The 21,211-nt window shown below is 62.4% G+C and carries 18 protein-coding genes; 7 read left to right on the top strand and 11 right to left on the bottom strand.

Annotation, left to right across the window (positions count from 1 at the left end):
- Positions 1 to 36 precede the first annotated feature (36 nt).
- Both BB347_RS02425 and thiC read right to left on the bottom strand, forming a co-directional pair.
- Positions 37 to 1,377, bottom strand: coding sequence for an alpha/beta hydrolase (locus tag BB347_RS02425; RefSeq protein WP_076578749.1), 1,341 nt, complete (start codon positions 1,375 to 1,377; stop codon positions 37 to 39).
- 76 nt (positions 1,378 to 1,453) lie between these two features.
- Positions 1,454 to 2,920 (bottom strand): phosphomethylpyrimidine synthase ThiC, encoded by a 1,467-nt coding sequence (thiC, locus tag BB347_RS02420; protein ID WP_076578751.1) that lies wholly within the window; start codon positions 2,918 to 2,920, stop codon positions 1,454 to 1,456.
- 159 nt (positions 2,921 to 3,079) lie between these two features.
- Here thiC and BB347_RS19975 point away from each other — a divergent pair, with 159 nt between their 5' ends.
- Positions 3,080 to 3,202, top strand: a complete 123-nt coding sequence (locus BB347_RS19975; RefSeq protein WP_449289609.1) for a type II toxin-antitoxin system HicB family antitoxin — start codon at positions 3,080 to 3,082, stop codon at positions 3,200 to 3,202.
- Between the two features lie 112 nt (positions 3,203 to 3,314).
- Here BB347_RS19975 and BB347_RS02415 read toward each other — a convergent pair whose 3' ends face one another.
- The gene (locus BB347_RS02415) at positions 3,315 to 4,634 is read right to left on the bottom strand and encodes a chymotrypsin family serine protease (RefSeq protein ID WP_076578753.1); all 1,320 of its coding nucleotides are present in this window, start codon (positions 4,632 to 4,634) and stop codon (positions 3,315 to 3,317) included.
- A gap of 137 nt (positions 4,635 to 4,771) precedes the next feature.
- Between BB347_RS02415 and BB347_RS02410 the strand changes: the two genes are divergently transcribed.
- Positions 4,772 to 5,470 carry a phosphoribosyltransferase gene (locus BB347_RS02410; RefSeq protein WP_076578755.1) on the top strand — a complete coding sequence of 233 codons (699 nt, stop codon included), beginning with the start codon at positions 4,772 to 4,774 and terminating at the stop codon, positions 5,468 to 5,470.
- Between the two features lie 133 nt (positions 5,471 to 5,603).
- Positions 5,604 to 5,726 (top strand): hypothetical protein, encoded by a 123-nt coding sequence (locus tag BB347_RS19765; RefSeq protein ID WP_257787632.1) that lies wholly within the window; start codon positions 5,604 to 5,606, stop codon positions 5,724 to 5,726.
- Positions 5,727 to 5,729: 3 nt separating this feature from the next.
- Here the strand turns inward: BB347_RS19765 and BB347_RS02405 are convergent, their stop codons facing one another.
- The 5 genes from BB347_RS02405 to BB347_RS02385 form a co-directional block, all read right to left on the bottom strand.
- On the bottom strand, positions 5,730 to 7,193 hold the full coding sequence (locus tag BB347_RS02405) for an MATE family efflux transporter (RefSeq protein ID WP_076578757.1): 1,464 nt from the start codon (positions 7,191 to 7,193) through the stop codon (positions 5,730 to 5,732).
- A 153-nt stretch (positions 7,194 to 7,346) separates the two neighbouring features.
- Entirely contained in the window at positions 7,347 to 8,357 is a 1,011-nt protein-coding gene (locus BB347_RS02400) for a segregation and condensation protein A (RefSeq protein ID WP_076578759.1), read from the bottom strand.
- A complete protein-coding gene (gene smc / locus BB347_RS02395) occupies positions 8,350 to 11,937 on the bottom strand; it encodes a chromosome segregation protein SMC (RefSeq protein ID WP_076580160.1) in 3,588 nt (1,195 codons plus the stop codon). Before smc ends, BB347_RS02400 begins: the two co-directional genes overlap by 8 nt.
- A gap of 111 nt (positions 11,938 to 12,048) precedes the next feature.
- Positions 12,049 to 12,354, bottom strand: coding sequence for a DUF7518 family protein (locus BB347_RS02390; protein WP_076578761.1), 306 nt, complete (start codon positions 12,352 to 12,354; stop codon positions 12,049 to 12,051).
- A gap of 127 nt (positions 12,355 to 12,481) precedes the next feature.
- Entirely contained in the window at positions 12,482 to 12,790 is a 309-nt protein-coding gene (locus BB347_RS02385; RefSeq protein WP_076578763.1) for a transcription factor S, read from the bottom strand.
- Between the two features lie 188 nt (positions 12,791 to 12,978).
- Between BB347_RS02385 and glmM the strand changes: the two genes are divergently transcribed.
- Positions 12,979 to 14,310 carry a phosphoglucosamine mutase gene (gene glmM / locus BB347_RS02380; protein ID WP_076578765.1) on the top strand — a complete coding sequence of 444 codons (1,332 nt, stop codon included), beginning with the start codon at positions 12,979 to 12,981 and terminating at the stop codon, positions 14,308 to 14,310.
- Positions 14,311 to 14,363: 53 nt separating this feature from the next.
- On the opposite strand, the gene BB347_RS02375 is transcribed toward glmM, so the two are convergent.
- The 3 genes from BB347_RS02375 to BB347_RS02365 form a co-directional block, all read right to left on the bottom strand.
- Positions 14,364 to 15,551 carry a DHH family phosphoesterase gene (locus BB347_RS02375; protein WP_076578767.1) on the bottom strand — a complete coding sequence of 396 codons (1,188 nt, stop codon included), beginning with the start codon at positions 15,549 to 15,551 and terminating at the stop codon, positions 14,364 to 14,366.
- Positions 15,552 to 15,629: 78 nt separating this feature from the next.
- Positions 15,630 to 16,526, bottom strand: coding sequence for an SDR family oxidoreductase (locus BB347_RS02370; RefSeq protein ID WP_076578769.1), 897 nt, complete (start codon positions 16,524 to 16,526; stop codon positions 15,630 to 15,632).
- Positions 16,527 to 16,621: 95 nt separating this feature from the next.
- Complete coding sequence (locus BB347_RS02365) at positions 16,622 to 17,047, bottom strand: DUF5791 family protein (protein ID WP_076578771.1); 426 nt, start codon at positions 17,045 to 17,047, stop codon at positions 16,622 to 16,624.
- 255 nt (positions 17,048 to 17,302) lie between these two features.
- Between BB347_RS02365 and BB347_RS02360 the strand changes: the two genes are divergently transcribed.
- From BB347_RS02360 to BB347_RS02350, 3 genes are all read left to right on the top strand, one after another.
- Positions 17,303 to 19,249: a glycoside hydrolase family 2 protein gene (locus BB347_RS02360; RefSeq protein ID WP_076578773.1), complete on the top strand. Its 1,947-nt coding sequence runs from the start codon at positions 17,303 to 17,305 to the stop codon at positions 19,247 to 19,249.
- Between the two features lie 316 nt (positions 19,250 to 19,565).
- Positions 19,566 to 20,447: a coiled-coil protein gene (locus BB347_RS02355; protein ID WP_076578778.1), complete on the top strand. Its 882-nt coding sequence runs from the start codon at positions 19,566 to 19,568 to the stop codon at positions 20,445 to 20,447.
- A 279-nt stretch (positions 20,448 to 20,726) separates the two neighbouring features.
- On the top strand, positions 20,727 to 21,194 hold the full coding sequence (locus BB347_RS02350; protein WP_076578780.1) for a nuclear transport factor 2 family protein: 468 nt from the start codon (positions 20,727 to 20,729) through the stop codon (positions 21,192 to 21,194).
- Positions 21,195 to 21,211 lie beyond the last annotated feature (17 nt).

Genomic DNA, 21,211 nt, shown 5'->3' with positions numbered 1-21,211 from the left:
TTTGCATCGCAGTTCGCGACACCCGACGATTCCTCGTTACAGGTCGTGAATCCACGCCGCAACGTCGTCGACGACCCGTTCGTCCACGTTGTTCCGAAGGTCGTACTCCATCGGCGTCGCCGGTCCATCGCCCGGCATGAACGCGCGGTTGAGGTCATCGTACACCGACGTTTCAGGCTCGGGATCCTCGAGTTCGCTCTCCCACCGCTCGAGGTCGCCCTCGACGGTGGCTCGCGTATCGCGCTCGCCCTGCAGGAAGTAGGTCGGAAGCTCGAGCGAGGCGGCTTCCTCGACGTGATCGTACTCCTCGAGGCTCTCCCAGAGCGAGCCGTAGTAACCACAGACGGGCTCGTCCGCGTCGTAGTCGCCGTCTTCGATTCGTTCGACGTCCTCTTCCCACTCTTCGTACTGCTCCATTCGGGCCTCCCACTCGTGATCACCGACGGTCGCCTGGTGTTCGATCTGCTCGAGAGTGACCTCGTAGAACGGTCGTGCCGGTGCGGCCAGCCCGACGATTCCGGCGAGGTCGCCGTCTTCGTCGGCGATCCGTGGTGCTGCAAGACCGCCGAATCCGTGACCGACGACGACGATTTCGTCCTCGTCGACGCCGTCCGTGTCCCGAAGTTCGTCGATCGCAGTCAGTGCGTCGTCGACCGCGACGGTATCGATTCCGTGGTCGTCGGGATCGACGTCGCATTCGGCCAGTCGGCTGTCGTAACGAATCGTTGCGATCTCTTGGCTCGCGAGGCCCTCGGAAAGATCGGCGAACAGTTTCGTCGCGGTGGTGTCGCTGTCCATCGACACCTGTCCGGCGTCGTGGACGAACACGACGCCTGGCACGTCGTCCGCGTCCTCGGGCATCGTCACGAGGCCCGGGAGTTCACACTCGTCGTCGTCTGTCTCGAGCGTTATCTCCTCGTCCGTGATCGCGGCGGCATCGACGTACGCCGGGCGTTCGTACTCGTCCGCGGGCGCGTACTCGCCGTACTCGTACTCGTCGTTCATCGCGAACAACAGATCGTGTGACCCGCGTTCGAACGACATCGTAATGCGGACGTTGTAGACCCCATCCTGTTTGTCAGCCGTCGTCGACTCGACGCCTTCGAACTCACCACCGATGGCCGTGTACCCCATCCACGCTTGCTCGAGTTGTCCGAGCGTCGCGATGTCGTCGCGCATTTCCGGGATAAACTCCTCTCGAGCGTCTTCGAACTCGCCGTCTGCTAGTGTTTCGACGAACGTCACTGCTGCGTCTTCAGCAGCGCTCGTGTCCTCGTCGTCACTCTCGTCTGCGAGCAGGTCGGTACAGCCGGCGAGGGCCGAAACGGTTGCGGTCGAGACAGCCGTCAACACGGTACGCCGTTGGAAGGAAGCCATCACTGGCGATAAATATCACAGGTTCGCATAATAAACCAACAATGGACTCTCACGGACTGAGAGGTGAGCGTGGTACTTAGTCGTCGCCAGTGGATTCGACCGTGGACGCATCACCGCCCTCGAGCGGTGAAAACCGTCCTAGTTCGTGTGCGCCGACCGGCGGTCGGTTCACGTCGGCAGCGAGCGAGGCCTCGAGGTCCGTCGTCGACTCGAGTCGCCCCATTTCGCCGTCGTCTCGAGGCTGGTCGGCCGACGCCGCTGACGCTCGCGCGTCCTGATCGATCCGCATCGAGCAGAACTCGACGCCGCACATCGAGCAAAAGCGAGCGTCCTTGTAGTTGTCCTCGGGCAGCGTCTGATCGTGGTACTCGCGGGCGCGCTCGGAGTCGAGCGCGAGACGGAACTGCTCGCGCCAGTCGAACTCGTACCGGGCTTCCGAGAGGGCGTCGTCCCAGTCTCGAGCGCCCGGACGCTCGTTCGCCACGTCGCCCGCGTGGGCGGCGATTCGGTAGGCCGCGAGACCGTCGCGCACGTCTGCTTCCTCGGGCAGTCCGAGGTGTTCTTTCGGGGTGACGTAACAGAGCATCGCCGCCCCCGCCTGTGCGGCCATCGCGGCCCCGATGGAACTCGTGATGTGATCGTAGCCCGGCGCGATATCGGTGACGAGCGGGCCGAGGACGTAAAACGGCGCGCCGTCACAAACCTCCTGTTGGCGTTCGACGTTTTCGGCGACTTTGTGCATGGGAACGTGTCCGGGCCCTTCGACCATCACCTGGACGTCGTGGTCCCAGGCGCGACGGGTCAACGCACCCAACGTATCCAGTTCCGCGTACTGCGCCTCGTCGCAGGCGTCGGCCAGACAGCCTGGTCGGAGACTGTCGCCGAGGCTGAACGTCACGTCGTGGGTTGCGAAAATCTCACAGATTTCGTCGTAGACCTGAAACAGCGGATTCTGCTCGCCGTGGGCTTCCATCCAGGCCGCCATGATCGATCCGCCTCGAGAGACGATGCCCGTCTTCCGGTCGTTGGTCAACGGCAAGTGCTCCGCCAGGATTCCCGCGTGGATCGTCATGTAGTCGACGCCCTGCTCGGCCTGCGATTCGATCACCTCGAGCAACAGCTCCGTCGTGATCGCCTCCGGATCACCCGCCCGCTTGACGGCCTCGTACAGCGGCACCGTCCCCAGGGGCACGGGGGAGTGTTCGACGTGGGCCGCGCGGATCTCCTCGAGGTCGCTACCCGTGCCGAGATCCATCACCGTATCCGCACCGTAGTGAACCGCCGTGTGGAGTTTCTCGAGTTCGGTCTCGAGGTCGCTCGTCGTGTCGCTGTTGCCGATGTTCGCGTTGACCTTCGTCGCGAACTCGCGGCCAATGATCATCGGATCGAGCGCGTCGTGATGTCGGTTCGCCGGGATGACCGCCTGACCGCTTGCGACTTGCTCCCGGACGAACTCCGGATCGCACTTCTCTCGTTCGGCGATTCGAGTCATTGCGTCGGTCACGGTTCCGTCGCGGGCGGCCTCGAGTTGTGTTCGCGCCATCGAAAACTAGGTTGTACTACTCGATTATATTACTTGTGCTGCCAACAGGATGGTCGAGCGAACTTGGCACCGAGTGAAGCGCCCGACTAGTGGTGACTGAAATCGTTCCGCCATCCTCGAGTGAGAACGAACGCCTATCACTGTCTCTCTCCTCTGAGGATGTCTCTGGCGTATTCAATGCGGAACGACCGCACCGAGGTGGTCGAATTCTATTCCGAGAGTGATGGGACTGTCACCGTGATGGATATCGAAACCGGCCTCATTCGCGGTGGCACCACCTGACCAAAGGCACGTTCCCAGCTGGTAGAAGCCCCCAAACTTGACGGGGCGGGGGCGAGTGGATCGACGACCCTCACGGGTCCTTTCGCGAGGAACTCGATTATCGATCCCGTGCTCACGCGAGCGTCCCGATAGGACCGCCCCGAATTCGGAACGTGATCCTGTCCTCGAGTTCGTCGGGCAGCGAAACGGGAACGGTCCCCGTCGCGTTGGCTCGCGATTCTTCGTTCTCGTCTACGTCGACCGAAACCGTCGTTCGTTCGTCGTCGATAGCGAGCCAGTACGTCCCGGGCGCTGCGTCGATCGTGATCGCAACGTCGACCGACTCGCCGGGCCGGATTCTGTCCTCGAACCGGATCGCCTCGAGCGACACCGACGGCGTCTCGAGGTCGACCGAGACGGTGTGATCGAACGCCGTCGTCTGGACGGGAACGTCCTCACGGCCGGTCCGCCCGTCTTCCCCGTCTGGCTCGGCCGTGAGAATCTCGACGCCGAGTTCAGTTTCGACGGTCGCGATTCGGTTACAGATCGTCTGCTCGACAGACCCGCCGAAGAGCAGCCCCACGAGCGTTCCGTCCTCGAGGAAGACCGGCGACCCGCTGTCGCCGCCCTCGGACATCGGGCCGGTGACGAGCTGTTCGCGGAGCAGTACCGGGCCGTGGTCCTCGCCGAAGTCGACCCGGACGCTTGCGCTCGTCGCCTCGATGGTCGCGCTCGTTACGCCCGTCGTTCGCCCCGTTTTCGTAACCGTCTCGCCCTGCAGGTCACCGTAGCCCTCGCGTCGAACGGCCGTCGGCCAGGACTCCTCGAGTTCGTAGTACGCCGTAGACTCCTGTTCGGGGTCGACGGAGCGAGCGGCCACGTCAACGCGAACGCCCTCTTCGATCGGGACGTAGCCGACGAGTTCGCCGACGGCGTCGTCTGCGTCACCGCCGTCTTCCGGGGACGGCTGCAAGATTACCTCGCCGAGATCCGCGGCGTTCGACCGAGCGTACGTGTGATTGTTCGAGAGCCGCACGATATCGCCCGAGTCGACGTCGCCGTCCCAGACTGCGTCCCCAGCACCGACGTCAGTGACGCGCGCCGGATACGGGCCGCCCGTTCCCGCCGTCGAGTTTTCGTTGATCTCGCTGACGCCCGCCGGAATCGGTCGGTGACGGTCCGTCCGACCGGACGCAGCTTCGGGAACCGGCTCGAGTGTCGAGAGCGCGTCGAACCCCGCTCGCTCTTCGTCGTAGCCCGCGTCGACGACGTCGAGAGAAACGTCGTCACCTGCAGCAGCGATACGCTTTTCGACGTGATCTTCGTCCGAGAGACACTCGTCCGACTCTTTTTGGGTGACGAAGACGGTTACCCGATCGCCCTCTGCGTCGTAGTCGACGCCGATGACGTTCTTACACTCGAGGAGGTACTCGTAATCCTGTGAGGAAGGCATTTGTTATCTCACCACACGTATAAGATTCTGTTGTTCCAACGTATTAAATTTACTGTATGTTCACAGATGGCGAGCACAGTCCGGGTTTCAGCCCACTTATGAGCATTGCGCGTCTCCCCTCGAGTAGGTGCACCCAGATGTCCGAACTACCGGACGACTTCGACTGTTCGATCACGACGTGGGACTACATTTACAGCCTCTGTCGCGACGTCAGCGACGACGTGCGCGACGACGAATTCGAACCGGACGTCGTCGTCGCGCTCGCCCGCGGTGGGTGGTTCGCCGGTCGGTGTCTCTGTGATTTCCTCGGACTCGACGACCTGACGAGTTTGAAGATGGAACACTACGTCGGCACCGCCGAGAAACGCGACGAACCGTCCGTGCGCTATCCGATGCCGGAGGGAAGCGTCGAGGGCAAAGACGTCCTCATTATCGACGATATCGCCGACACCGGCGGCTCTATCGAGCGCGCTTACGAGTACGTCACCGAGCGCAACGCCGGCGACGTGCGAACTGCCACCCTCCAACTGCTCGGAACCAGCGAATTCGAACCCGACTACGTCGGCGAGCACTTAGAGGAGTGGAGTTGGATCGTCTACCCCTGGAACTTCATCGAGGACATGATCGATCTCATCACGAGCGTGATGGATCGGGCCGACCAGGAGTCGTTCACCCAGGCGGAGATCCGACACTACCTCGCCGAATTCCACGGCGTCGACCGAATCGAGATGGAAATCGCCCAACCGGATCGGATTCCAGAGGTGCTCAACGAGATGGAGCGACGCGACATCCTCGAGTCGGCCGGGCCGGGCGAGTGGGCGCTCGCCGGCGAGTAACGGACGGCTCGACGGATTCGTCCCCGATACGACGGACGGCGTCTCTTCCGGCTCATCGAACACGCGACATCGACCGACGCGAGGCCAGACCGAACGCCGAGACCACGATTGCATCGAAATCGAGAGACACAGAATGATCGAGACTGCCGTATTGATTCTCGCCTTCATCATCGGAGTATTCACGCTCGGTCTCCCCGCTTGGATACACGTTCGGTGGCACATGCAGCGACGGGCGGACGACGAGACGAACGAGTAGCACTTAGTCCGTGACCGATTCGGATTCGCTTCCGTCAGCTGATTCGCCACTCGAGTCGACCTGGGTCTCCCCTCCCTCCTCGAGCAAGGACGCTTTCCACGTACCCCGGGAGAACCACGCGACGGCCGCGAGCGCGCCGACGATGTCGCCGATGACGACGCCGAGCCAAATCCCCGTTGTCCCCCAGTCGGCGACGAAGATCAACACGTAGGTGACCGGAACGCGGACGATCCAGAGGCCGAGCACCGAGAAAACGAGCGCCGTCTTCGTGTTGCCAGCACCTCGGAACGCCCCCAGAATCACCTGCATGACGCCCATGAAGACGAAACCGAACGCGGCGTAACGCAGGTACGTGACACCGTACTCGAGCGTCTCGGCTCGTCCCGCCTCCTCGGCCGTCAGGAACACCGAGACGAACGGCTCCGGGAAGAGGAAGGCGATCGCGCCGGCGACGGCCATGATCCCGCCGATCACGCCCGCGCCGATCCACGTTGCCCGCTCCGCACGGTCACCCCTTCCTGCACCCAGATTCTGGCCGACGATCGAGTCCGTCGCCTGTCCCATCCCGAGTGCTGGCAAGAACGCGAGCGAGATCAGTCGGTTGCCGAGTCCGTAGGCCGCGACGACTGCGGGTGGGAAGGTGACGACGATCGCCGTCATCGCGACCAGCGCCATCGCCGTCATCGACTGCTCGATCGCCGTCGGAACGCCGAGTCGGGTAATTTCGGAGACGTACTCGAGTCGCGGGCGAAGGTGCCCGAATTCGATGTCGGGCCCCACGTCGGTGTAGTACAGCAAGTAGAAGCCGATGAGGGTCGCGATCCCTCTCGAAACCACGGTCGCGACGGCGGCCCCGGCGATCTCGAGGCGGGGGAGCGGACCGACGCCGAAGATGAGCAAGGGGTCGATGACGAGGTTGATCACGACGCTGATCGCCATCACGCGCATCGGGGCGCGGGTGTTGCCGTACCCGCGCATGAGCGCCGCGAAGACGAAGAAGCCGAAGACGAAGGGCACGCCGAGGAAGAATATTTGCAGGTAGTCGGCCGCCAGCGGGAGGATGGCCGCCTCCGTGTCGCTATCGGCGGGGAGGACCTCGAGCATCGGCTCCGTCGCGACGTAGCCGATCGCGCCGAGGACGATCGCGACGAGCGAGATGAACGAAATCGTTTGCCCGGCGATCAGGCCTCCCTTCCCGCTCTCTGCGCCCGTGTGTTGGGCGATCAAGATTGCACCTGCCGTCGTGAATCCGGCACCAACCGCGATCACCAGAAAGAGCAGCGGAAAGGCGAGGCTCACCGCACCGACGGCGTCGGGTGAGAGCGCGCCGAGCCAGAAGGTGTCACCGACGTTGTAGGCGACCTGGAGTAACTGAATCACGACGAGGGGCCACGCGAGTTTGAACATCGGCCCCACGAGCGATCCGTCCGTCAGGTCGTGCTCACCTCCCGGATCGCCTGCAGACATATCCCAACAGTGACCCCCGATCCACTTGACACCTCGTGAGGTGTGATATCCGCAACCACTCTGTCAGTTGATCGAGCGCCTCGAGCACTGACGCTGACGGACGCTGCTGTTGACACGTGGGCCGGTTCGTCTCCGTTCCGACGACGGCGAAAATCAGTCTGCGACGGCTTCACTCGGCTCCGCCTCGAGCGTCGCGTCCTGTACCCACAGGTCGCCGAACAGTTCGTCCTGCTCGAGGCGGACGCGCCCGCGGTGGGCGAGAAAGAGCAACGCCAGATAGGTCATGACGCGCGTACCGCCGATCTGATCGATTTCGGCGTACAACACCTCTTCCCGGCCGTGATCGTACTGCGACTCGAGTTCGGCTTCGACGTCGTCGATGACGGTTTCGATGTCCTCCTCGTGAGTCGTGTGCGTGACGTCGTCGCTCGTCGGTTCGTCGTCGACTCGGAAGTCGTCCCCCGAGTGGTAACTCAGTTCCTGGACGCCTCGGTCGTAGCCACGCGGCGAGTCGCTCGTGTCGTACGTTCGCGATTCTTTCCACCACGAGCCGCGTTCGGCGCTGCGAAGCTCTCTGACCAGTTCGTCGAGCGTCTCGGGCTTACCTCGGACCTGCTTTCGCTCGAGACGTCGCTCCATCTCCGCCTCGAGGTTCTCGACGGGATCGAACCCCGGCGGATGGTCGGTGCCGTCGTCTTCTCCCCCGGCCATCCCGCCGTCGTCTGCGAAGGGGGCTTCCCACGGCGGGAGTTCCTCCTCGTCGGGTTCGTCGACGGCGAACAGTTCGTCGCTTTTCATCCGCAAGAGGACACTCGCGTAGAACAGCGCCCGGCCGGAGGTCCGCAGGTCGACCTCGTCGATGGCCTCGAGAAACTTGTCCGTCACCGCGACGATGTCGATGTCCCAGGGGTCGATCTCGCCGTCTTTGGCGAGTTGGACGAGCAATTCGACCGGTTCGACGTCCTCATCGTCATCGTCGCCCACACCTTCGACCTCGCCGTCGGTGTCGGCCGGATCGCTTGCGTGGCTACCCTGACCCGACTCGAGGTCGGTGGCGGTGTCCTCCGAAAACTCGAAGACGGCCTCCTCCTCGTCGCCGGCTGCAGACGGACGTTCGCGGTCCTCGTGACCCGCGATATCGAGCGGGATGTCGTCGTCAGTCACCGGCGGGCACCTCCTCGCCCTCCGGCGAGCCCTCGCTCAGGTCGATGCCGGTCACGGCGCTGACGTTGTCCTGTTGCATCGTGACCCCGATGGCGCGCTCGGATCGATCGAGCATCGCGCTTCGGTGGGAGACCACGACGAACTGAGCTTTCTCGGAGAGTTCGTCGACCATCTGGCCGATTCGCTCCGCGTTGACGGCGTCGAGGAAGGCGTCGACTTCGTCCAGCGCGTAGAACGGGGCCGGATTGTGTCGCTGGATGGCGAAGATGAACGCCAGCGCCGTGAGCGACTTCTCGCCGCCCGACATCGCGTCCAGACGCTGAATCGGTTTGTCTCCCGGCTGCGCCTTCATCGTCAGCCCGCCTTCGAACGGGTCCGCCTCGTCCTCCAAGTGCAACTCGCCGGTCCCCTCCGAGAGTTTCTCGAAGATTTCGGTGAACTGTTCGGCGATCTCGTCGTAGGAGTCCATGAACGTCTGTTTCTTCTGCGTCTCGTACTGCTCGATCCGATCACGGATCCCCTCGGCCTCCTCGACCAGCGTCGCCTTCGCGTCCTCGAGTTCCTCGAGGTCGCTGCGAACGTCGTCGTACTCGTCGATCGCGAGCATGTTCACCGGCTCCATGGCCTCCATATCCGCCGTCAGGTACTCGATCATCTCGAGGACGGTCTCGTGGTCAGGTACGTCCTCGGGATCATACTCGCCGACTTCGCCCTCGAGGCTCTCGATTTCCCACTCGAGGTCGCTCACTCGGCCGCGGGTTTCCTCGAGTTTGCTCTCGACGGCGTTGACTCGATCCTGCTGTTGGTCGCGTTTCGTTCGGGCCCCCGAGAGCTCTTCCTTGAGGTCGCTTCGCTCGTCTTTCAACTCGGTGAGTTCCTCCTCTAAGTCTTCGACGGCTTCGCGTTTTTCCTCGAGTTTCGCCTCGTTGTCCTCGATTTCGGCCTCGAGTTCCTCGATTCGGTCTTCGTGCTCGGCCGTTCGGTTCTGGGCCGTCTCGATGTCGTCGTGGAGGTCCTCGATCGCGTCTTCGGCGTACTCCTTCTCGAGGCTCAGTTCGTTGAGTTTGCTGTCGAGATCCGCGATTCGCTCCTCGCGCTCGTCGATCTCGTCCTCGAGTTCCTCGATCTGGGCCGTCAGTTCGGGGATCTTCGAGTCCGCGAGTTCGGTCTCGAGGTCGTCGATATCGGCTTCGATCGACTCGACTGCCGCCGTTTTCGTCTCGATCTCGTCGGCGAGTTCGGTCATCCGGTCGTCGACCGATTCGCGTTCGGCCTCGAGTTCCTCGAGTTCGTCCTCGAGCGTCTCGATGTCGGCTTCGATGGACTCGCGTTTGTCGTCGAGCCCCTCGAGTTTGCTCTCGATCGAACGCACCTCGTCGGCCGCGTCGGTTTTCCGGTCTCGAGCGTCGTCGAGTCGCTCCTCGACGTCTCGGAGGTCGGTGCGCAACGATTCGCGTTCCTCCTGAAGCTCCGTGATCTGTTTTGCGACGCGCTCGAGTTGGCCCTCGCCGCCGCCGGTAAAGGAGTAGCGCGAGCCCTTGCCGGAACCGCCCGTCATCGCGCCGCTCTTCTCGACTAAGTCGCCGTCGAGGGTGACCATCCGATAGTCGCCCATGTACGAGCGGGCCGTCTCGAGATCCTCGACGACGAGCGTGTCGCCGAGGACGTAGGAGAAGACGTCCGCGTACTGGCCGTCGAAATCGACCAGGTTGTACGCGAAGTCGACGACCCCCGGATCGCTGGGCGCGTTCGGCAGCCGACGCTGGTTCATGTCCGTCATCGGGAGGAACGTCGCCCGCCCCGCGTTGCGCGATTTGAGGTGGTCGATACACTGCTGGCCGATGACGTCGTCACTGACGACGACGTTCGCGAGTCGCCCGCCCGCCGCCGTCTCGCAGGCGACGGCGTACTCGCCGGCCACGTTCCCCAGTTGGGCGACTGCGCCGTGAACGCCGTCGATCCCCGCGTTGAGAATCGTCGTCACCGCGCGGCCGAACGACGAGTCGCCGCTCTCTCCCGCGTTGGCCTCGAGTTCGGCGTACTCCTGTTGTTTCGCCTGAATCGTATCGTCGACGTCGTCGACGTCCGACTGAATCCGTCGCTTCTCGTCTCTGAGATCGTCGACGACGCCGGCGATGTTCTCGCGATTCTTCTCTGCCTTCTCGAGTTCCCGCTCGAGTTCGCTTCGCTTGCTCTCGATTTCGGGAATCTCCTCGCGATGGTGCTCGATCGTGTCTTCTTTCTCGCTGATCTCGTTCGAGCGTCGACGAGCCTCGTCGAGCAGGCGATCCTGCTCGCGCTGGAGGTCGTTTTTCTCCGTTTTAGCCTCCTCTAGGTCGTCTTTGTGCTCCGCGAGGTCGGCTTTGAGTTCGTCGAACTCGGTGTCGACGGCGTCGATTTCGGCCTCGAGTTCCGTGCGTTCGCTCTCGCGCTCTTGAATCTCGCTCTTGATCGAGGCCTTCTCGAGTTTGTGATCGCGCATCTCGCCATCGAGATCCTCGATCTGTTCTTGCTTCCGATCGATCTGGACGAACGCTTCGCGGCGATTCGCTTCGGCCTCCTCGATCTGGGCCTCGCTGGATTCGATCTTGTCCTCGAGGCGCGAAATCTCGCCTTTGATCTCCTCGATTTCGCTTTTGATCCGCAGCTGTTCGTCCTCTCCTTTGCGCTCGATTTCGGCGTTCAAATCCTCGAGATCTTCCTGTAAGCGAACGACGGTTCCCTGGCGCTCGTCGAGTTCGCGCTGTAACTCCTCGAGGTCGTCTTCGAGGCCGTCGGCCCGATCCTCGGCGGTCGTCAGTTCCTCGCGTTTCTCCTCGAGTTCGCTGGCCTTCTTGTAGCCCTCGTACTCCTCTTTCTCGCGACGGAGCCGTCGGTAGCGCAGTGCCGACTGGCGTTCGTCCTCGAGTTGGCCGAGTCGGTCGCGTTTCTCTTCGATGCGGAGTTCGGCTTCGTCGATTCGCTCTTCGACGACCTCGAGTTCCTCGAACGCGTCTTCTTTCTTCGCGTCGAACTCGGCGACGCCGGCGATTTCGTCGATGATCTGTCGGCGCGCGTACGGCGTCATGTTGATGATCTCGGTGACGTCGCCCTGCATGACGACGTTGTAGCCCTCCGGGGTGACGCCGGCCTGAGCGAGTAAGTCCTGAATGTCGGAGAGGTTGACCGAGCGATCGTTGAGGTAGTAGTAGGAGTAGTAGTTGTCCTCGGTCTCTTTGACCCGGCGTCGGATGCGGATTTCGTCGACCTCGCCGACGTCGTCGCTACCCGCGGCGTTGACGACCTGCGTGCGAGTGAGCGTCTCGTCGGAGTTATCGAGGATTACCTCGACCGTCGCCTCGCGCGGGCCGCTCGAGGAACTGCTGTCCTCGTGACCCGGGTTGTAGATGAGGTCGGTCAGTTTCTCCGCGCGGATCCCGCGCGTGCGGGCCAATCCGAGCGCAAAAAGTACGGCGTCGATGATGTTCGATTTCCCGGAGCCGTTGGGTCCCGTGACGACCGTAAAGTCCTCGTAGAATGGGATCTTCGTCTTCCGGCCGAAACTCTTGAAATTGTCCAGAACGAGTGCTTTGATGTACATTCTCTCCTCGAGCCCTCCGTCCGTATCGGGGAACGTTTCGGTCGGACTCGAGACGAGTGGGACCACTCCACGGTTCGCCACTCGTCTCGAGATGCCGACGGTGTCGCGTAGTTATGCGACAATAATGTCGTCGCTACCTGAGTCTTCCGCTTCGTCGGGCGTCGCGTCCGCGTCATCGTCTGCGTCCGCAGCCGCTTGTTCGACCTCGTCAGGGGCTGCTTCCTGAGTCTCTTCTGCTTCCGTCGTCTCTTCACTGGCTCGACGATCCGGAACGCGGGTCGGCGTTTCGGTATCGAGTTCGGCCTCGAGCACGCGAATGCGCTCTTTGGCTTCGATGAGTTCGTCCGTCAGGCCATCGACGGTCGACTCGAGTTCTGCGACCGTGGATTCGAGTTTCTCGACGCGGTTTTTCGACATACTGTCTAGGGATCCATCAGGACACATAAACGTACGTCAGACATGACTAACTGTTCTGGTAGCTTCGGAACGGAGACACACCGAACCGCTCGAACTGGAAACGTGTTCTCGGGACCGGAGAGAGACCTCAGTTATCGTCTTCGCGCCACTTGTACTCGCACTCGCTGCAGATGAAGAAGCGCGTCTCGGACTCGTCGGCGGAGCGAATCTGTTGCATGTACCAGTACGCTCGGTCGTGACCGCACTCGGGACAGAGTGCGTCCGTTTCCGGAAGCGAGGTCTCCTCGGAGGATTCGATAATCTCACTCGCCTCCTGGCTATCGGTGACGACGTATTCGTCCGTGTCACCTTTGGGTTTCGAATACCCACAGCTGCCACACTCCCAGACGCCGTCGTCCGCTTTCATCATCGAACCGCATTCGTCGCAGAATTCCATGGTATCCGGGCTACGGTGGCCGGGCGACTTAAACGACCCGTTTGCCGCCATCGAGGGCGTCCACGGCAATGACCGATATCCACATCGTGCCCGCTCGAGGAAACGGGATTTCGGGAGAGATGTCAATCGCTCTCAAAACGCCAGACACAAATCTGATTTTTATATACCTACTCCTGCTACCATCGCGTATGTTCGGAACGAGCGGTATTCGGGGGGCGGTCGGGGAGGACGTCACGGCTGACCTTGCGCTCGCCGTCGGCCGTGCACTCGCGTCTGAGGGGTACGAACGCGTCGTCGTCGGGCGGGATGTCCGCGAAAGCGGGTCGATACTCGCCGACGCACTCACCGCCGGGATTCGCGAGTGTGGCGGCGACGTCCTCGAGATTGGCGTCGCCCCCACGCCGACCGTGGCCCGGGGCGTCGAGTGGCTCGACGCAGACGCTGGCGTCGTGATCACCGCCTCGCACAATCCCAAGACCGACAACGGAATTAAACTCTGGTCGCCGACGGGGCAGGCATTCGACGCCGAGCGCCGCGAGGCGATTACGGCCCGCGTCGAGGCAGACGACTACGATCTCGAGGCCTGGGACGGCCTCGGCACGAGGCGACGCCACGAGGGACTCCTCGAGCGCCACGTCGAGACGATTACGGAGACGGTCACGAGCACTGGGGACGACGCACTCACGGACCTCGAGGTCGTCGTCGACGTCGGAAACGGCGCGGGAAGCGTGGCTGCGGACGCGTTGATCGACCTCGGCTGTTCCGTCCGAACGCTCAACGCACAACCGGACGGGCGCTTTCCCGGGCGGCCGAGCGAACCGAACGAAGAAACGCTCGAGGACCTCCAGCAGTTGGTGGGCGCGACGGACGCTGCGATCGGTGTCGCCCTCGACGGCGACGGTGATCGACTGGTCGCCGTGGACGAGCGCGGGCGATTCGTCCCGAAAGACTTGCTCCTCGCCTTGTTCGCGCGCGAAGCCGCGGGGGAAGGCGAGCGGGTGGCCGCCCCCGTCGATACGAGCCTCGCCGTCGACGACGCGCTGGCGGCCGTCGGTGCGTCGGTGACCCGAACGGCCGTCGGCGACGTGTACGTCGCAGAACGCGCGACCGAAGCCGACGTCACCTTCGGGGGCGAACCGAGTGGCGCGTGGATCTGGCCGGCGGAAACGCTCTGTCCGGACGGCCCCCTCGCGGCCTGCAAACTCGTCGCGATGGCCGCCGACAGTGGATCGCTCGCGGAACTGGTCGACGACCTCGAGACGTATCCCATTCGACGCACCTCCATCGAGCTCGAGGACAAGGCCGCCGCGATGGATCGCATCGAAACCACGGTCCGTGACCGAGACGTCGAGGTCGACACCCTCGACGGCGTTCGCCTCGAGCACGAGGGTGGCTGGACCTTAATTCGGCCGAGTGGCACGGAATCGGTCGTGCGGATCACGGCCGAAGCGCGCGACCCTGAGCGCGCGGACGAACTGTTCGCCGAGGCGCGAGAACTCGTGCTCGAGGCGGCCGAGTAACGGTTCGAGAACCGATTGCTGATTCCGGATCGGCGGTCGGTTGACGCTGTGACTTACCGTTCGCCGGCCATCGCCGAGAACAGTCGTTGTTCGAACTCTTCGCTCCCGATTCCGTCCGAGGGACCGATCCCGTTCATGTGATCGAGCGAGAGTTGGCCCCCGCCCATCCGGGCGTGTCCGCCGGCGTTTGCCATCGGAATGTCGCTAATCGCGTGGCGGAGCGTTTCGCCCATGTGGACGCGGTCGTCTCGAGAGCGACCCGAGAGGTGGATCGTCCCGTCGCTCTCGCCGTAGACGACGACGGCCGTGACGCCCTCTAGGTGCATGAGTTCGTCCGCTGCCTGTGGAATCGCGTCGGTGTTCGAGACCGAGCCGACGTCACAGACGGCGAACGCCCCTTCGATTCGCTTCTCGGTGATCGCTCTCGCCTTGATCTGCAAGACGTCGTCGCTGACCTGCGGATTCGCCACGCGGTCTAGCAGGTCCTCGTCGATACCCGAAAAGAGCGCGGCGCAGGCGTCGAACTCCGCTCTCGAACACCCTGTCGTCAACTGGTTCGTATCCGATTGAATGCCGTACAACAGTCCCGTCGCGAGTTCCTCTGAGATCTCGAATCCACCGTCTTCGTTGTCGCCAAAATCCGCGCCGATTTCGAGGAGGTACTCGACGAGGATAGTCGAGGCCGCACCGTAGTCCGTCCGAACGTCCGTAAACTCCGTTCCCGCACCGTTTCCGGGGTGGTGGTCGACGACTGCGACCGGCTCGACGGTCTGTGAGCCGGTGAATCCGCGTGGGGTATTGTGATCGACGAGTACGACCGCGTCGGCGGCGAGTTCAGAACTCGATTCGATCGACTCGAGATCGAGGTCCAGTACGGTTCGAAACGCCCGATTTTCCTGGTGGCGAATCTCCCCGGCGTACTGCAACGTCGTCTCGGTTCCGACGGTGTCGGCGATTCGGGCGACGCCCATCGCACAGGACATCGCGTCCGGATCCGGATTGGGATGCATCAACACCGCCACGTCGTCGTAGTTGCTGAGCAGTCGCTGGAGTCGAACGCCGGGAGGTCGCCGAAACCAGCGAACGAGCCACCATCCACCCAAAACGAGACCCACGAAAACGACGACGAGCAAGGACAAAACGAGTGGCTCGAGCGACGTGAGCCACTCTTCGGCCTGATCCGTGAGCAACGCACCCCCCTCGAAAAATGCGTTGCTGACCGATCCACTCCAATCGCTCATTACCTCACTATCAAAACGCACCCCCAAGAAATTACCCCCCGATAATGAAAACTCGCTATCACTGACTATTTCGCTTCGTCAGTCCCTCTCCTCACGGTAGGCGTCGATCGCGTCACGGTATCCCTCTCGGTACGTTGGATACGCGAACTCGTAGCCCAACTCGCGTAATTTCTCGTTCGAACAGCGTTTGCTAGTCAAAATTCGACGTTCGCCAGCGGCCGAGATGTCCGACTCCTCGAGTCGCTCGGCTTTCGTCTGTTTTGGCGGGTGCTCGAGCCCACACTGTTCGGCCAGCCAATCTGCGAACTCCCACTTGTGGGCCGGTTCGTCGTCGACGACCTGGACGACCTCGCCGCGTGCACGGTCTTCCTCGAGCAGGAAGCGAACGGCACCGGCGGCGTCGTCACGGTGGACCATGTTCAGATAGCCCTCGGTCACCGGTCCCTCCAGATATCGCTCGAGACGGTATCTCCCAGGCCCGTAGAGGCCTGCAAACCGAGCGACGGTTCCCTCGAAGCCGTACTCGGGTGGGTGCTCGAGGGCAATTCGCTCGGCCGCCGCGAGCACCTCGGTCTTCTCGGTGGTCGGATCGATCGGCGTCTCCGAACCGACCCACTCGCCGTCGTGATCGCCGTGTACGCCGGTTGAGGAGGTGTACACCAGTCGCTCGGGGGAGTGCTCACGCTCGCCGAAAGTTTCGATAGCCGTCTCGAGGCCGTTCACGTAGACGTCTCGCGCTGCCTCCGCGCCACGCCCGCCGCTGCTGGCGGCGAAGACGATGGCGTCGACGTCAGCCACGGCCTCGAGTTGTGCGGCGTCGGTCACGTCCGCCTGCACAGCGTCGAAACCGGCAGCGTCGATCTGACTGATGCCATCGTCGGATCGACGGACGCCGACGACGTCGTGTCCGCGTTCGGTGAGTTGCCGGCCGAGTTCGAGGCCGATGTGACCACAGCCGAGAATTGCAACGTCCATGCGAAACCTCGTGACTACACGCACATAATTTCGCCGCTCGAGACAGGAATTTCCAGACGTGAGAGAAAATACGGCGATTCCGGACGTCTGTTCCGTTACGGTGCGCCGTCGACGATCACGTACTGGATGTGTACGAACTCCTCGAGTGTCATCGGCGAACGCTGCTCGAGTTTCTGCTGGATTTCCTTCGCGTCGAGTTCGAGTGCGAGTTCGCTCTCGATGGCGTCGACGTCGAGAACGGCCGTCGACATTCCCAACAACAGGTGCTCGCACGCGATGGTCACGAGTTCGTCGGGGGCGGGTTCGTCCGGCTCGAGCGAGTGGATCTGGGCGACTTCCGAGAGGAGCAACTCGGGGTCGCCGCCGTCGTGAATGGCGGCGGCGGCGTTCTCGTCGACGTCGGTCGCTTCGCCGACGGTCTCGACGCCGTGTTGGTTGACGATCGATCGAAGGTCCTCGAGGTACTCCTCGCGGAGCCCGGCGGGCGACTCCGGGGCTTGCATCCGTTGCTCGTAGAACATGGGCGACAAAACGGGGATAGTGCTGAAAGGTATTGTTATTGGACGTGGCGCTCTCGCGGCGAAAACCACCGTCGACGTGCTCGCCTCGCCTCTCCACCTCGAGTTCGACCTCACACCGTTCGAGGGAGCACTCTCCCCAACAGATTAGAAGTAGAGCATGTTCGCCATCACGTTATTCTCCGGGGTTGTTTTCAACCACGATACCGTCGATACGCGTCGGAACAGCTTTTTCCCTCGCGTTCAGTGACGGGTTCAATGGATGACAAGTGGACTGGTGGGCACCTCACAGATCGGGACGAGGGGCCACCGACGGTGCGAACCTGGCGGCCGATCTCCGAGTTTGGGGATCTCGAGCCCTCAACGGCTGACTCCGACGCGCTCGCCTATCGAACGATCCTCGAGGACCCTCGTCGAAACGAGAGCGACCGGGCATTGCTCACGCTCGAGGGCGACGCCCCTCGAGTCGAACTCTGGCTCGGCGGGTCGAAGCGGGGCGAGTACGAACCGTTCGCCGGACCGCTGCCCCTCGAGTTCGACCCGGAGACCGAGTCGGAACTGATCGTCGTCTGTGAGCCCGATGGGTCCAACCGTGATCCAGAGTCGGCCGGGACGGAGGAGGTCGGCGAGGCGAGCACGTCCATTCGTGCCCGACAGCCGCCGGGAGTTCGGTGGTCCGTCGACGTCGAGGCTCGGCCGCAGACCTTTTTGCGCCGACTCGAGGTACGCCCGCGATTGACTGAGGACGGAGGCATCATCGACGTGGAACTCGAGATCGACGCCGGTCGGGCAATCGACGACGCGATCACGCTCTCGTTGCGACCGGAGGGGTTTCGGGGGAGTGCGGCCATGCAACGGCTCGCAGTGCAGGCGAACGCGGGCGAGCGAGTCGTCGTGTGCGATTCGCTCGAGGTGAGAGAGCCGTCGTTGTGGTGGCCACAGGGCTACGGCCCACAGCATCAGTATGCGGTGCAAGCCAAACTCGGCGCGGATTCGATGACCCAGACTGTCGGATTCTGCTCGGTCACGCGCGACGGCGAGGAGGTGCTGGTCAACGGCCGACCCGTTCGGCTTCGCGGGTTTCGGTGGCATCCCGGTAGCGATCCAGTTGCGGACATCGAACGCGCGGCGGCCGCGAACGCGACCGTCGTTCGCGTCGAAGCGAACGCGCCGCCGGAGGCGCTCTACGACGCGTGTGACGAAGCCGGAATTCTCCTCTGGCACGCCCCGTCGGCGGACGGACTGGAGGTGGCGGACTCAGAGGGGGAACCGAACGCGAAAAGCGACGGGGCTGCAGACGGAACTGCCACGCTTCGCTCGTCGCTCGAGCGACGGGCGTCTCACCATCCGAGCGCCTCGTTGTACGGCGTCACAACAGAACGCAGCCAGCGATACGACGGGCCCTACGAGAGCGGGTTCCTCTCGAAACTTCGCTTTCGGTTCCGTGCGTGGCGTGCGAGCGCAGTCGAGACGGCGGAGCGAGTCGACTCGGTCGCAGAGACGATTGCAACGGCACTTCCGGACGAGTATCCGGTTATCTCGCGTGCGGGCCCGCCCGGGACGGACCCCGACGCGACGCAGTTGGCACTCGGGTGGGAGTATCTCGCTGCCGAGGACGTCGAGTGGCTCCTCGAGTCGAACCCGTCGCTGGGAGAGACGGTTGCCGGAATCGACGTGGGGACGCTCACCGACGAGGACGTGGACCCGGAGACGGTGTCGACGCTCGAGTCGGCCGCGTTCGACCGTCGATTCGACGCTGACGACGGGAGGGAGACGCTGGAGCGATATCAAGTTCGAACGCTGAAGACGGTCGTGGAGGCGCTTCGCCGCCGCGAGTCGAAGACGCTGGTCGCCTCACCGATTCAAGATCGGGTTCCGGGTGGCGGGCTCGGCGTCGTGAGCCACGACGGCGAGGAAAAGCCCGCCTACCGGGCACTGTCTCACTCGTTCGAACCCGTCCAGGCCGTTCTCGAGTCGCCTCCAACGCCGGGGGAGGTCGGAATCGTGCTCTGTAACGACACGCACGCCGAGCGAGAAGTGATCGTCGGGTGGACGGCGGGCGAAAACGAGGGAGAGACGACCGTCTCCGTCGGTCCACTCGAGACGGCCGCCGCTGGAACGGCCGACGTGCCACGGGATGCGACGGAGGTGCATCTGTCCGTACACGACGACGACCGATCGATCTCGAACCGCTATCATTTATAAGCTCTCGAGTACCCATGACAACGTCCAACACAGGCCGAGGCGGCCCCTGCTCGCGGTTTTCCGGTCTTTGCCGACCGGTACATTTAAATTGGAAGCGCCAGTACGTACAGTTACCAGAACGCCACCGGGGCGCGTATCGCTCGACGATCGATGACAGGAAATCTTATTCACCGAGGTTTCGCAGATCCTGAGCGAACGCTAAACGGTCGCTCGTCTTATCCGACGACACGCTATTCCGAGCGACGGGTACGGGTCACACTCGAGACAGTCGACCGCGTTTTCCGGTGCGGGTATGGCACAGAGGTTTGAGTAACACATGGTAGACGAATCGAAAAACATCGAACTGACAGAAGACGACCTCGAAAACAAATCGAAAGGACAGCTCATCAAAATGGCCGGCCAGCTCCGAGATCGACGAAACGATCTCAACCAGATGGCCTCCGAACGAGCGTCCAACCGAGACGACCTGAACGCCGAGACGCGCGAAAAGGTCGACGAGGCCCAAGAACACCGCGAAAAACGCGACGAGCTCAACGAGCAAGTCCAAGAGCACAAGGACAGCCGTAACGAGCTCAACGCCGAAGCCAACGAACTCTTCGACAAGGTCGAGGACCTCAAATCGGACATGGAACTCGACGAGGGCAAGGATTTAGAGGAGCTCAAAGAAGAGATCGAGCAACTCGAGTTCAAGCAACAGACCGAGGTCCTCTCGAGCGAAGAGGAGAAAGAACTCATCGAGAAGATCGAGGACAAGCGCGAGGAGTACGAAGAGCGCAAGGGAAAACTCGATCAGAACGAGGATCTCGAAGAACTCGTCGAGGAGGCTGAAGAGGTCCGTTCGGAAGCGTCCCAACACCACCAGAAGGTGACGGAACTCGCGGACAAGGCCCAGGAACATCACAACCAGATGATCGAAGCCTACCGCGAAGCGGACGACATCCGCGACGAAGCGGACGACATGCACGAGTCCTTCGTCGAGGCCCAGGAGGCTGCCGACCAGCACCACGAGGACTTCGTCCGCGTCCAAAAGCGCCTGCGCGAACTGGACAAGCAGGAAGAAGAAGAGCGCAAGTCCGAGCGGGACAAGAAGAAAGAAGAGGCCAAGGAGGAAGCCGAGGAAATCTACCAGAAGTTCAAGGAAGGCGAAACCCTCGACACCGAGGACCTGATGAAACTTCAGAAGACGGGGCTACTCTAAGTCAGGTTCGTCTACCGGTAGTGCTGGCGATATTGCCTGTTTTCGGCCGAGTTTTGATCTGCGACTGTTACTCGAGGCGACACAGTTTCACTTCGTCCACCCTCCGCCGCTGAGTCGGACCTGTGACTCCTGAACGACGGACCGGTTAGCACGCACAGTGAACTCGAGCGATATCGAGAATTACTCCGTGTTACTGTCAGTTACGACTGTCTTTTCACTTCGTGTGAACGAAGTGAGCTATTTTGTATGTACTCGTATTCTGTGTGATATATTACGACGATGGGAGAGAACAGAGCTGCATCGGCTGTGGGGGCAACAAATCAGGAAGTACTCATCGAGTTCTACGGTGAATTTAACACTGCAGTTACGAGTCTCGATGACGACGACGAGTTAGCTGAGACGTTCCACAGAAATATCAGTTGGGAGACAGTAACGGCCGGTGACCGAACCGAAGCAACCTATACCGGGATCGACGCTGTGATCGAACAGATCGTGTCGTCAGTTCGCGAGACGACGGATCACCTCCAGGCGCTCCCAGAACGAGTCATCGACGCCGGTGAGACCGTGGTCGTCGAGGGCGCGTACGTCGGGACTATCGACGAAACGTCGTTCGACACGCCGTTCGTGCATATCTTCGAACTCGAGGAGGGACTAATTCACCACTGTCGAGCGTACGCTGAATCGCCGATCGAAGGGGCCACACTCGTTCACGCCGACGCGGTCGACCAGCGTCCGCCACGGAACTGACCGTCTGAATCAAAGTA

The organism is Natronorubrum daqingense, assembly GCF_001971705.1.
Classification (GTDB): Archaea; Halobacteriota; Halobacteria; order Halobacteriales; family Natrialbaceae; genus Natronorubrum; species Natronorubrum daqingense.
This window is presented reverse-complemented; position numbering and strand designations above follow the sequence as displayed.

Excerpts from the sequence above, each read along its gene's own strand:
- thiC (WP_076578751.1), bottom strand. The coding sequence starts at position 2,920 with ATGGCGCGAACACAACTCGAGGCCGCCCGCGACGGAACCGTGACCGAC.
- BB347_RS02375 (WP_076578767.1), bottom strand. The coding sequence starts at position 15,551 with ATGAGCGATTGGAGTGGATCGGTCAGCAACGCATTTTTCGAGGGGGGT.
- BB347_RS02385 (WP_076578763.1), bottom strand. The coding sequence starts at position 12,790 with ATGGAATTCTGCGACGAATGCGGTTCGATGATGAAAGCGGACGACGGC.
- glmM (WP_076578765.1), top strand. The coding sequence starts at position 12,979 with ATGTTCGGAACGAGCGGTATTCGGGGGGCGGTCGGGGAGGACGTCACG.
- smc (WP_076580160.1), bottom strand. The coding sequence starts at position 11,937 with ATGTACATCAAAGCACTCGTTCTGGACAATTTCAAGAGTTTCGGCCGG.
- BB347_RS02355 (WP_076578778.1), top strand. The coding sequence starts at position 19,566 with ATGGTAGACGAATCGAAAAACATCGAACTGACAGAAGACGACCTCGAA.
- BB347_RS02370 (WP_076578769.1), bottom strand. The coding sequence starts at position 16,526 with ATGGACGTTGCAATTCTCGGCTGTGGTCACATCGGCCTCGAACTCGGC.
- BB347_RS02360 (WP_076578773.1), top strand. The coding sequence starts at position 17,303 with ATGGATGACAAGTGGACTGGTGGGCACCTCACAGATCGGGACGAGGGG.
- BB347_RS02410 (WP_076578755.1), top strand. The coding sequence starts at position 4,772 with ATGTCCGAACTACCGGACGACTTCGACTGTTCGATCACGACGTGGGAC.
- BB347_RS02365 (WP_076578771.1), bottom strand. The coding sequence starts at position 17,047 with ATGTTCTACGAGCAACGGATGCAAGCCCCGGAGTCGCCCGCCGGGCTC.
- BB347_RS02390 (WP_076578761.1), bottom strand. The coding sequence starts at position 12,354 with ATGTCGAAAAACCGCGTCGAGAAACTCGAATCCACGGTCGCAGAACTC.
- BB347_RS02425 (WP_076578749.1), bottom strand. The coding sequence starts at position 1,377 with ATGGCTTCCTTCCAACGGCGTACCGTGTTGACGGCTGTCTCGACCGCA.
- BB347_RS02350 (WP_076578780.1), top strand. The coding sequence starts at position 20,727 with ATGGGAGAGAACAGAGCTGCATCGGCTGTGGGGGCAACAAATCAGGAA.
- BB347_RS19975 (WP_449289609.1), top strand. The coding sequence starts at position 3,080 with ATGTCTCTGGCGTATTCAATGCGGAACGACCGCACCGAGGTGGTCGAA.
- BB347_RS02405 (WP_076578757.1), bottom strand. The coding sequence starts at position 7,193 with ATGTCTGCAGGCGATCCGGGAGGTGAGCACGACCTGACGGACGGATCG.
- BB347_RS02415 (WP_076578753.1), bottom strand. The coding sequence starts at position 4,634 with ATGCCTTCCTCACAGGATTACGAGTACCTCCTCGAGTGTAAGAACGTC.
- BB347_RS19765 (WP_257787632.1), top strand. The coding sequence starts at position 5,604 with ATGATCGAGACTGCCGTATTGATTCTCGCCTTCATCATCGGAGTATTC.